The organism is Bacillus sp. CD3-5, from assembly GCF_006349665.1.
Taxonomy (GTDB): domain Bacteria; phylum Bacillota; class Bacilli; order Bacillales; family Bacillaceae_G; genus Bacillus_A; species Bacillus_A paranthracis.
This window is the reverse complement of record NZ_VEPX01000008.1, coordinates 106,855-118,701: the sequence shown is the minus strand read 5'-3', so window position 1 is coordinate 118,701 and position 11,847 is coordinate 106,855. Positions and strand designations below refer to the sequence as shown.

The window sequence follows — 11,847 nt, the reverse complement described above, 5'->3', positions numbered from 1 at the left end:
TTGTTCAAAGAGAAATTTCTTTTGTTTTCTTTTTGGCAGTCTGTATAGAGTTTGTTTCTTTTCGCTGTAATCGTTTTTCTAAAAGATTAACAAGGTAAGTGAATAGGAGAACAAGCACGAGATAATATAAACCAACGATTATGTATGTTTCTAATTGTTGGAAGTTACCTGCAGCAATAGATAAACCTGATCCCCATAATTCGGACATTCCTACGTAAGCAACAAGTGAAGAATCTTTTAATCCAATAATGAATTGATTTCCTAAAGGAGGAAGAGATTGACGAAATGCTTGCGGTAATACAATACGTCGCATTGCTAAAGAATACGGCATCCCTAGAGAGCGAGCAGCTTCCATTTGTCCACGATCGACAGATTGGATAGAACCGCGGAAAATTTCAGTAATATATGCACCGTTATGGATTGCTAAAGCAATGGCTCCTGCCCAAAAAGGAGTAAAAACAACAACGGATGTAATCCCAAAATAGAGAATGGCGATTTGAACAATTAAAGGTGTACCACGAATAATGGCGATATATACGTGAGCAATACTATTTAAAACTTTATTGTTAGAGATTCGAAAGAAAGCGAATAGTAATCCAATTAGTGAACCGAGTAATAGGGATGTTAGTGTTAATTGTAATGTGACAATAGTAGCTTTTAAGAGTGTGGGATAAGTAGACATAAAAATTTCAAACATATGTGTCACCTCATATTGTATGGATTTTGGTAGGGAATGAAATACCCCACTGATTAGTATCTCGCACCAATTGGGAGTTTTACTGCCCATAAATAGCGGGATAAAAAGTGGGGCGTAATGGATGAAACTTTTGAATAACTAGTTTACTTCGTTTTTTCCTCCTCACCAAGAATATTACGACCAAACCATTTTTTACTAATCTTTTCATACGTACCATCTTTAATAATTTCATCTAAAGCTTTATTTACTTTCTCAACCATTTCTTTATCATCTTTACGAATAGCAATTCCCATTTCATCAAGATTTAATGGTTTTCCAGCTTCTTTTATATTTGATTTACCTTCTTTGATCATTCTTAAACCAACCATTTGATCAGTGATTACCGCATCAATACGTCCAGGCTCTAAATCCATAAGTGCAGTAATATCGCTATCGTATTCTGTAATTTGATCTGTATGTTTTGCAACAAGGTTTTTAAAGGTACTAGCTTTTACAACACCAACTTTCTTACCTTTCAAATCCTCTGGAGAAGAGATAGATGCATTCTTTTTAGCCACAAAAATTTGGGCACCAGAACGGTAATAAGGGTTGGAGAAATTAACAGCTTTTAAGCGTTCTTCTGTAATGGCCATACTGCCCAGTATTACATCATACTTTTTCGCTTTGAGACCTTGGATTAGCGTTTCCCATGGATTTGTAATAGGAGTAGGTTTCATGTTCATTTTTTTGGCAAGTGCCTCACCTATTTCTACATCAAAACCGACAAGCTTTCCGTCATTTTCTTTATAGTTAAAAGGCTTATATAAGCCACTCATCGCATAACGAAATTCTTTTTCACCATTTGAAGAAGTAGTAGAGCTTTCCTTACTACATGCTCCTAGTATGAAAGATGTACATAATGTAATACTCGCAACAATGGTTAATAGTTTTCTTTTCATAAAACCCCTCCTATATATTGATCATACGGATGGCTTTAAGTATGTTATTGAAATATTGTATTTAGATGATTAGTTGTGCACCGTATGAATGTATTTCTTTTCGTTTGAAACAGAAGTTACACTATAAAACGTTGCGTAAAAATTGTTTTGCTCGTTCGTGGGATGGAGCTGAAAAGAATTGTGCTGGCGGAGCATCTTCTACAATTTTTCCGTCATCCATAAAAATGACGCGATCAGCTACATCTCTTGCGAAATTCATTTCATGAGTAACAATAACCATAGTCATTCCTTCTTCAGCAAGTTCTTTCATAACTTGCAATACTTCTCCAACAAGTTCAGGGTCTAAGGCTGAAGTAGGTTCATCAAATAGCATAATTTTAGGATTCATAGCAAGAGCTCGTGCAATAGCAATGCGTTGTTTTTGACCACCTGACAGGAGGTGGGGCGTTACATCCGCTTTGTCTTGTAAGCCGACTTTTTGCAGGAGCTGATTTCCGATTTCCTTTGCATTTGCTGTTTCTAATTTTTTCACATGAATAGGTGCTTCTATGATGTTTTCTAATGAGGTCATATGGGGAAAGAGGTTAAAGTGTTGAAAAACCATACCGACATTTTCACGGACTTTGTTTAAATTGGAGTGCTTGGGATCGATTTGTTCACCTTGTAAGTGAATTTCACCTTCATCGTACATTTCTAAAAAGTTAAGACAGCGAAGTAATGTACTTTTACCGGAACCACTGGCACCAATTAAAACGACAACTTCTTTTTCTTGTACTTCTAAATCAATTCCTTTTAAAACTTCAAGTGAGCCAAATGATTTTACTAGATTTCGAACCTGAATCATACAAAACCCCCAGTCAAAAATAAATTTTACAAATGTTGCCCCTTATTTCTGTTATTAGTCACAAATTGTCAGAATCCTTTATTTTTTTAGTGGATTTGATATTCAAGGAAATAATAATTTTTTTAAATCCCTATATCCTTCTATAATGAAAATATGGATAATAATATATAGGTAGTACTTATATTACTTATAAAAAGGGGGAAAGAAGAGATGGAAAAAGAAAGGAAGGCATTTTCCTTTGGCTTACGTACACAACTTATGCTATTCACTACAGTTTTAGCTTTAATTACATATTCAACAAGTATATTTTTTATTTATGTGATATATGATTATTTTCAAAGTTATGTAAGTCAAACTGCATATAATATTATCGTTATGTTATTAGGGGTAGTATGGTCTGGAATTTTAGCATATGGAGCAGCGGTATTTTTAATTAAACCGCTTCGAAAGTTAGAGGAGGCGGCGAGAAAAGCAGCTGAAGGAGATATTCGTGAAGATGTTCCATTACCAAAGACTGATGATGAAATTAAATCTTTAAGTGTTGCATTTAATATGATGCTAGGGAACTTAAGGGGCATGGTAAAAAATATTGATACAACATTTTCGTATACAAATAATCAAGTACAGCAAATTAGAAAACAAACAGGCGAAGCAACGAAACAAGCACAAGGTGTTTCTGAAACACTTGCAGAGATTTCTTCTGGAGCTGAGCAATCAGCGGCGTCCATTCAGGCAATTGTTTCTGCTGTTGATACCACAACTTCTATTGCAAGTGAAGTAGAAGAGAAAGCGAAACAGTCTGATGAGTTGTCTTCAGAAATGGTTCAAGCTTTAGGGCATAGTACGCGTGTCTTTACGTCTTTAATTCAAGGTATTCAAACATTGGCGAAAGAAAATGAAGATTCAATGCAAAATGTACAGAAGTTAGAGGAAAGAATGAAACAAGTAGAACATATTGTATCTGTTGTGAGTGAGATTGCTAGCCAAACGAATTTATTAGCACTTAATGCTTCTATTGAGGCTGCTCGTGCTGGAGAGCATGGACGGGGCTTTGCCGTTGTAGCTGAAGAAGTACGTAAACTTGCAGATGAAAGTGACCATTCTGCAAGAAATATATCGCAGTTATTACGAAATATGCAAGAGGAAGTGCAACAAGTTGCAACGAAAATGACAGAACAAGTGAAAATAGCTAAAGAAGAGGCGAAACGTGGGGAAGCTACCGAATTAATTTTAAAAGAAATGTCATCAAGTGTTATGGAAGTAGCGGATGCAACGAAGCAAATTAGTAGCTATATGAATGAACAAGTGAGTCACATTCATCAAACAGGTGCACAGACGAAGGCTGTAGCAGCAATTGCTGAGGAAACATCAGCTGGTTCACAAGAAGTGGCGCGTGTGACGTTGCAACAATCTAAAAATATGGTAGTAATTGATCAATTATTAAAGGATTTAGAGCAACAAGCAGAGAACTTGAAACAAACAATTGAACGATTTTCAATGTAAAAAGGAAGAACAGCATTTTGTTCTTCCTTTTTCGTATTTATTTAACCTACCTAAGTATTAAATAAATTAGTGTGTGTAACGTGCGTGGACAAGAGCCATTGAGGAATGAGATTTGCCTTTGTGAGAAATAAATAAAGCATAAGAATAAAGAAACTACATAGAGTTCAATGAAAACAGTTGCAAACTATTCATATTTTGTTATGATAGTGTTACGAAAACGTTTGCATAAAATTATGATGAGATGCAAAAGGAGAGAATGACTATGAATAAGACATGGTGGAAAGAAGCGGTTGCTTATCAAATTTATCCACGTAGCTTTATGGATTCAAATGGCGATGGTATTGGAGATTTACAAGGTATTATTGCGAAACTGGATTATTTAAAAGATTTAGGAATAGATGTAATTTGGATTTGTCCAATGTATAAGTCACCTAATGATGATAATGGTTATGACATTAGTGATTATCAAGATATTATGGATGAGTTTGGTACGATGGAAGACTTTGATGCTTTACTAGATGAAGTTCATAAACGTGATATGAAGCTTATTATTGATTTAGTTATTAATCATACAAGTGATGAACATCCATGGTTTATTGAGTCTCGTTCATCTAAAGACAATCCGAAGCGTGATTGGTATATTTGGCATGATGGTAAAGATGGTGCGGAACCAAACAACTGGGAAAGTATTTTTAATGGTTCGGCATGGGAATATGATGAAGTAACAGGACAATATTATTTACACTTATTCTCGCGTAAACAACCAGATTTAAACTGGGAGAATAAAGAAGTTCGCGAAGTGTTATACGACACAGTTAATTGGTGGCTTGATAAAGGAATTGATGGTTTCCGTGTGGATGCGATCAGTCATATAAAAAAAGAAGACGGCTTTAAAGATATGCCAAATCCAAAAGAACTAAAGTATGTACCATCTTTTGATAAACATATGAATGTGGATGGTATTCAACCGTTATTAGAAGAGTTAAAAGAAAATACATTTTCTAAGTACGATATTATGACTGTTGGTGAAGCGAATGGCGTTAAGATTGAAGATGCTGAGCTTTGGGTTGGAGAAGAGCAAGGTAAGTTCAATATGGTATTCCAATTCGAACATTTAAGCTTATGGGATGCTGAAAAGAAGAAAGACCTTGATGTTGTAGGACTGAAAAAGGTATTAACGAAATGGCAAAAAGGGTTAGAAAATAAAGGGTGGAATGCTTTATATATTGAGAATCACGATAAACCACGTATCGTTTCAACTTGGGGGGATGATAAACAATATTGGCGTGAAAGTGCAACGGCTCTAGGCGCAATGTACTTCTTTATGCATGGTACACCGTTTATTTATCAAGGGCAAGAAATTGGGATGACAAATGTCCAATTACCAAAAGTTGAAGATTACGATGATGTTGCAACTAAAAATTTATATCGTGAGAAAATTGCAGAGGGCGTATCACATCAAGATATGATGGAAATTATATGGGCTTCTTGCCGCGATAATTCACGTACACCTATGCAGTGGAACGATGAGATGAATGCTGGCTTCACAACAGGTGCACCTTGGTTTAGTATAAATCAAAACTACAAAGAGATTAATGTTGAAAAGCAGAAAAATGAAGAAAACTCTATTTTCAATTTCTATAAGAAAATGATTGCCTTGAAAAAAGAGCACGATGTACTGAATTACGGTACGTACGATTTACTTTTAGAAGATGATCCGCAAATTTATGCATATACTCGTACATTAAGCGATGAAAAAATCGTTGTAATTAGTAATATCTCAAAAGAGGAAGCTGTATATAATGAGGGTTCATTCGCACTGGAACGCAAACGTTTGCTTTTAAATAACTACGAAGTTGCGGAACATGAACCAGTAACTACAATCACGTTAAAGCCTTATGAAACAAGGGTTTATCGCATTTCATAATAAAAAAGGATGCTCCTAGAGCATCTTTTTTTATGAAAAAAAATAAATTTCTATTGCAAAGTGAAAACGCTTTTATTAAAATAGATTTATGAAAACGGTTGCGTAAAGGATAAAAACAAATTAAAATGAGGAATCGTTTTCATAAAGGGAACAGAAATTATAATTTAAATCATTATGTTGTTATAAATAAAGGGGAGGAAGAACAGATGAAAATTACGTCTTTTGATTTTTGGCAAAAGTTCGGGAAAGCGTTATTAGTTGTTGTAGCTGTAATGCCAGCAGCTGGTTTAATGATTTCTATCGGTAAGTTAATTGGAATGTCTGCTGGGGATATTAACGCAGTTCATACAATCGCTCGTGTAATGGAAGACATCGGTTGGGCAATTATTACTAATCTACACATCTTATTCGCAGTAGCAATTGGGGGATCTTGGGCGAAAGATCGCGCAGGTGGTGCATTTGCAGCGCTATTAGCATTCGTCTTAACAAACAGAATTACAGGAGCTATATTTGGCGTAAACGCTGAAATGTTAGCGGATTCAAAAGCGAAAGTTTCTTCAGTATTAGCAGGGGACTTAATTGTAAAAGATTACTTTACTTCTGTACTTGGTGCACCAGCATTAAACATGGGGGTTTTCGTAGGGATTATCACAGGTTTCTTAGGAGCTACTTTATATAACAAATATTATAACTATAACAAACTGCCACAAGCATTAGCATTCTTTAACGGAAAACGATTCGTACCATTCGTTGTAATTGTTTGGTCTACAGTAACTGCAATTGTATTATCACTTTTATGGCCATTCATCCAAAGTGGATTAAATGAATTTGGTCGCTGGATTGCAGCTTCAAAAGATAGTGCACCAATTGTTGCACCATTTGTATATGGAACGTTAGAACGTTTACTATTACCATTCGGTTTACACCATATGTTAACAATTCCGATGAACTATACTGAGCTAGGTGGAACATATACGATGTTAACTGGTTCGAAAATTGGACAAGTTGTAGCAGGACAAGATCCTTTATGGCTTGCATGGATTACAGATTTAAATAACTTATTAGCAAATGGAGATACAAAAGCATATAACGATTTATTAAATAATGTTGTACCAGCCCGATTCAAAGCTGGACAAGTTATCGGTTCATCAGCAGCGTTAATGGGTATTGCTTTCGCAATGTTCCGTAATGTTGATAAAGAAAAACGTGCAAAATATAAACCAATGTTCTTATCAGCAGCATTAGCAGTATTCTTAACAGGTGTAACAGAACCAATTGAATTCATGTTCATGTTTATTGCTCCAGTATTATATGTTGTATATGCAATTACAACAGGACTTGCATTCGCATTAGCAGATTTAATTAACTTACGTGTTCACGCATTTGGATTTATTGAATTAATTACTCGTACACCGATGATGGTTAATGCAGGACTAACAAGAGATTTAATCAATTTCGTTATCGTTTCATTAGTATTCTTCGGTCTGAACTTTACATTATTCAATTTCTTAATTAAAAAGTTCAACTTACCAACACCAGGACGTGCAGGTAACTACATTGATAATGAAGATGAGTCATCAGAGGGAACAGGAAATGTACAAGATGGTTCATTAGCAACAAAAGTTATTGATTTATTAGGTGGAAAAGAAAATATTGCTGACGTAGATGCTTGTATGACTCGTTTACGTGTAACAGTAAAAGATTTAGATGTTGTTGCACCAGAAGCGCAATGGAAACAAAATGGTGCTTTAGGACTTATCGTAAAAGATAAAGGTGTACAAGCGGTATATGGCCCGAAAGCTGACGTATTAAAGTCAGACATTCAAGATATGTTAGGTGCGTAATAATATGAAATTGCTAACTTTAAACTGTCACTCTTGGCAAGAAGAAAATCAAATAGAAAAGATAAAATATCTTGCTAAAGTCATTCAAGAAGAAGAGTACGATGTTATCGCATTGCAAGAAGTAAGTCAGTCGATAGGAGCTAAAAATGTATGCGGTAACAAGAAAGAAGATAATTTTGGACTTTTACTATTAGAAGAGTTAAAAGCGTTACATGTAAAAGATTACAATATTACTTGGGATTTCTCTCATATTGGTTATGATGTGTATGAAGAAGGATTAGCGATTATAACGAAGTATAATGTTGTAAAAGAAGATACGTTCTTTATTTCAGAAAATAAGGATACAACGTATTGGAAAACACGCAAAATTGTAAGTGCAACAATTGCTTACAATGGTAAGAACATCACGTTTTACTCTTGCCACCTCGGTTGGTGGACTGATGAAGAAGAATCATTTAAAGATCAAGTGAATCGTTTGATGGAGCGTGTAGATAGCAATGAACTTTCCTTCTTAATGGGTGATTTTAATAATAACGCTCGTTTGCAAGGAGAGGGTTATGAATATATGATGCAAGAAGGTTTGTACGACACATATGAATTAGCAATAGAGAAGGATGAGGGAACAACTGTCCAAGGTGAGATTGCTGGTTGGGATGAAAATAAACATAATTTACGAATCGATCTAATATTGTGTAACCGAAGTGAAAAAGTTCGTTCTTCAAAAGTTATTTTTAATGGTACAAACCGAAATGTAATTTCAGATCATTTCGGTGTAGAAGTACAAGTAGATATATAATAGAAGAAATCCTCACAGATGATGAAGAGCTGTGAGGATTTTTTTGAGGAATACAAGTATTTCCAAGAGAAAATACTTGTATTTTTTATGACATTTCCTATATATTTGTTATTATTGAATGTAAAACCGATTTGGTCATTTTGTATTCATACTTTGACTTACTTCGTTATATAATGTAGTAAGTCAAAGTTAATGGGAAAAAATAGTTCGTTTTTGGTTAATCCACGATGTAGAAAGTGATATAATTGCAAAATGTATGTATCATTTTCTAAAGAAGGAAAAATATATAATTAGGTGATAACTTCTATGAAACAAATTTGGCGTATTTATAAGACAGATTTACGGAATGTAGCCAAACATTGGGCTGCAATTGTTATTGTTGTAGGGTTAATGATTTTACCATCGTTATATGCATGGTTTAACATTAAAGCTTCTTGGGATCCGTATGGAAATACAAAAGAGGTTCCCATTGCAGTTTCTAACCAAGATGCAGGCTCTAATTTAAGAGGGAAAGATATTAATATCGGGGACGAGATTGTAGATTCCCTTAAGAAAAACAAAAATCTTGGCTGGAAATTTGTAGATGAAAAACAAGCAATTTACGGAGTTGAACGTGGGGATTACTATGCAAGCATTACAATCCCAAAAGACTTCTCTGAAAAGATTGCAACTGTTCTGGATGAAAATCCACAGAAACCAGAACTTGATTACTATGTAAATGAAAAGGTAAACGCGATTGCACCGAAAATTACAGCAAAAGGTGCATCAGGTATTACAGAAGAAATTAGTAAAAACTTTGTTAAAACAGCGAACGGTGAGATTTTTAAAATCTTCAATGACCTTGGAATCGATTTAGAAACAAACTTACCAAGTATTGAGAAAGTAAAAGATCTTGTATTTAAGTTAGAAGCGCAGTTCCCAGAAATGAATACACTGATGGATAAGGCGTTAGATGATGCGACTCGAGCAGAGGATGTTGTGAAAGTAGCGCAGAAAGAATTGCCGGTTGTGGAAAGTGTTATTAATGATGGGCAGGATACACTTAAGAGTTTAGATGCGTTCTTTGCGAGAAATGATGAAACATTGAATCGTGCTCCGGGAACTATTAAGAATAATTTAATTGTAACGAAGCAGGGCTTGGATGCTGCAGCGAAAATTACGGATTACTTAAAAAATCCTTCATTTGATTTTAATCTGACACTTCCAGATCCAGCTAAATTCCCAGTGTTACCTAATATAACTCTTCCACAAATACCGCAAATACCAGAAATTCCAGCGTTACCGCAAGTGAATGGTGATGGGTATAAGAATATTGCTAAAAATATTGATCAAACTGTAAATAATGTTTTCAGCTCAATACGTGTTGGAACAACTTATGCACAAGGTGTTGTAAACGGGTTACAAAATGGTAATTTTGATCCAGAAAAAGCGAAACAAGATCTTAATAATGTTTCTGAGACGCTGCAAGGACGTGCGGATAGTGTTTCATATGTAATTGATGTCTTTACTAAATTTAAAGAGTCGGCATCAACTGATTTTGGAAAAGAATTCTTCCAAAAGAGAATAGAAAGATTAACAAACCTTAAATCAGCTATCGAAAATGCAAATGGTGGCGTTAAAGATATTGCTAATATTATTGGTACAGGGCAAGAAGTGAAAAAAGATGTAAGAGATGCTACTAATAAAAAGTTAGATGCAATAAATAACTTGGTAAATCAAGCAGAAGCAGATTATAATGCAACATTCGTAACTGATTTTGAAAAAGCAGTAAGTACAGCCGAGCAATTGAAAGATAAGGCTGAAGGTGTAAAAGAAGATGCGCAACAACTTAGAGGTAATTTAAATCAAGATATAAAAAAAGCGAATGAGTTAGTAAATCAAACAAATGAGGCATTAGACAGTGGTAGAGAAAAGTACGATAAGGCTGTAAGTGATTACAGCAGAGTAAAAACAGAACTTGGAAAAGCAAGAGAAGACTTAAGCAACGCAGGTGTTAATGGATTAGACTCTACAAAAGTAGCCTTAAATGATTTAAATGGACAGTTCAAAGCAGCATGGAATTTAGTTAATGATATGATTCCAGTTCTGGAAAATACAAATAAAGTTTTAGCAGATGTAAATAGTGATAAGAACACGAATAACACTATTTCTAAATTAAATAAAGTAAAAGATGGTCTTCAAAAAGGAATCAATTTAACTGATAAAGGAATTGACTCTATTAATAAAGGGCAAAAACCAGCAGCAGATGTTATTGAGAGTATTAATGAAGTATCTAAGAGTGTTTCGGGTCAAATTGGTGACATTTTAGCTAAATATGATTCAGAAATCACTCCAAATTTCAATGCGGCTATTGCTCGTACGAAAGAGATGTCTAAAAACACATCTCAAATTTTAAAAGAAGCAGACAAAAAGCTTCCAGATGTTAAAAAAATACTAGAAGATTCATCAAAAGGCTTAGTAGATGGTAAAAAGAAATTAGCAGACATTAAAGCTGAAATGCCAGCTACTGAGAAAAAGATTAAAGAATTGGCAGATAAAATTCGTGATTTTGAATCTGAAGAGGATTTAAAAGATATCATACGCTTATTGAAAAACGATGTTGAGAAGCAAAGTGATTATTTTGCGAATCCAGTAAATTTAAAAGAGAATAAATTATTTGCAATGCCGAACTATGGTTCAGCAATGTCACCATTCTATACAGTGCTTGCATTATGGGTAGGCGCATTATTAATGGTTTCATTATTAACAGTAGAAGTACATGAAGAGGGCGCGAATTATAAGAGCCATGAAATTTACTTCGGACGTTTATTAACATTCTTAACGATAGGTCTTTCACAAGCGTTTATCGTATCAATGGGAGATATATTCTTACTCGGTACGTACGTAGTCGATAAGTTCTGGTTTGTATTATTTAGTTTATTTATTGGTGGAGTCTTCGTTTGTATCGTATACTCACTCGTTTCTATTTTCGGAAACGTAGGGAAATCGATGGCGATCATTTTACTTGTACTACAAGTAGCAGGGTCGGGCGGAACATTCCCAATTCAAATGACACCGAAATTCTTCCAAGCAATTTATCCGTTCTTACCGTTCACATATGCAATTAGTGCAATTCGTGAAACAGTAGGCGGAATGCTGTGGGATATTGTAACGCGAGATTTACTTGTATTAAGTGCTTTCGTAGTAGTTATGATTGTTGCTGCGTTATTACTGAAAACACCAATTAACAAATCAAGCGAAAAATTCGTTGAGAACGCAAAAGGAAGTAAAATCATTCACTAACATAAAAGGTTCCTAC

Annotated in this window: 8 protein-coding genes; 5 read left to right on the top strand and 3 right to left on the bottom strand. The window is 34.7% G+C overall.

The window, feature by feature from the left end:
- Positions 1 to 4 precede the first annotated feature (4 nt).
- From FH036_RS16715 to FH036_RS16705, 3 genes are all read right to left on the bottom strand, one after another.
- Positions 5 to 697 carry an amino acid ABC transporter permease gene (locus FH036_RS16715; protein WP_138322528.1) on the bottom strand — a complete coding sequence of 231 codons (693 nt, stop codon included), beginning with the start codon at positions 695 to 697 and terminating at the stop codon, positions 5 to 7.
- Between the two features lie 143 nt (positions 698 to 840).
- A complete protein-coding gene (locus FH036_RS16710; protein ID WP_000823758.1) occupies positions 841 to 1,635 on the bottom strand; it encodes an ABC transporter substrate-binding protein in 795 nt (264 codons plus the stop codon).
- Positions 1,636 to 1,756: 121 nt separating this feature from the next.
- Positions 1,757 to 2,479, bottom strand: a complete 723-nt coding sequence (locus tag FH036_RS16705; RefSeq protein WP_000616947.1) for an amino acid ABC transporter ATP-binding protein — start codon at positions 2,477 to 2,479, stop codon at positions 1,757 to 1,759.
- Positions 2,480 to 2,689: 210 nt separating this feature from the next.
- On the opposite strand from FH036_RS16705, the gene FH036_RS16700 reads away from it, so the two are divergent.
- The 5 genes from FH036_RS16700 to FH036_RS16680 all read left to right on the top strand — a co-directional run bounded on the left by FH036_RS16700 (position 2,690) and on the right by FH036_RS16680 (position 11,831).
- Positions 2,690 to 3,982: a methyl-accepting chemotaxis protein gene (locus FH036_RS16700; RefSeq protein ID WP_138322527.1), complete on the top strand. Its 1,293-nt coding sequence runs from the start codon at positions 2,690 to 2,692 to the stop codon at positions 3,980 to 3,982.
- A gap of 262 nt (positions 3,983 to 4,244) precedes the next feature.
- Positions 4,245 to 5,909: a glycoside hydrolase family 13 protein gene (locus FH036_RS16695; RefSeq protein WP_139896012.1), complete on the top strand. Its 1,665-nt coding sequence runs from the start codon at positions 4,245 to 4,247 to the stop codon at positions 5,907 to 5,909.
- 206 nt (positions 5,910 to 6,115) lie between these two features.
- Positions 6,116 to 7,753, top strand: a complete 1,638-nt coding sequence (locus FH036_RS16690) for a PTS transporter subunit IIBC (protein WP_000705534.1) — start codon at positions 6,116 to 6,118, stop codon at positions 7,751 to 7,753.
- Positions 7,754 to 7,757: 4 nt separating this feature from the next.
- Positions 7,758 to 8,549, top strand: coding sequence for an endonuclease/exonuclease/phosphatase family protein (locus FH036_RS16685; protein WP_139896011.1), 792 nt, complete (start codon positions 7,758 to 7,760; stop codon positions 8,547 to 8,549).
- A gap of 306 nt (positions 8,550 to 8,855) precedes the next feature.
- Positions 8,856 to 11,831 carry a YhgE/Pip domain-containing protein gene (locus tag FH036_RS16680; protein ID WP_138322525.1) on the top strand — a complete coding sequence of 992 codons (2,976 nt, stop codon included), beginning with the start codon at positions 8,856 to 8,858 and terminating at the stop codon, positions 11,829 to 11,831.
- Positions 11,832 to 11,847: the final 16 nt, after the last annotated feature.

What these genes read in the sequence shown, in the direction of transcription:
- FH036_RS16715 (WP_138322528.1), bottom strand. Translation starts at nt 697, where the DNA reads ATGTTTGAAATTTTTATGTCTACTTATCCCACACTCTTAAAAGCTACT.
- FH036_RS16710 (WP_000823758.1), bottom strand. Translation starts at nt 1,635, where the DNA reads ATGAAAAGAAAACTATTAACCATTGTTGCGAGTATTACATTATGTACA.
- FH036_RS16705 (WP_000616947.1), bottom strand. Translation starts at nt 2,479, where the DNA reads ATGATTCAGGTTCGAAATCTAGTAAAATCATTTGGCTCACTTGAAGTT.
- FH036_RS16700 (WP_138322527.1), top strand. Translation starts at nt 2,690, where the DNA reads ATGGAAAAAGAAAGGAAGGCATTTTCCTTTGGCTTACGTACACAACTT.
- FH036_RS16695 (WP_139896012.1), top strand. Translation starts at nt 4,245, where the DNA reads ATGAATAAGACATGGTGGAAAGAAGCGGTTGCTTATCAAATTTATCCA.
- FH036_RS16690 (WP_000705534.1), top strand. Translation starts at nt 6,116, where the DNA reads ATGAAAATTACGTCTTTTGATTTTTGGCAAAAGTTCGGGAAAGCGTTA.
- FH036_RS16685 (WP_139896011.1), top strand. Translation starts at nt 7,758, where the DNA reads ATGAAATTGCTAACTTTAAACTGTCACTCTTGGCAAGAAGAAAATCAA.
- FH036_RS16680 (WP_138322525.1), top strand. Translation starts at nt 8,856, where the DNA reads ATGAAACAAATTTGGCGTATTTATAAGACAGATTTACGGAATGTAGCC.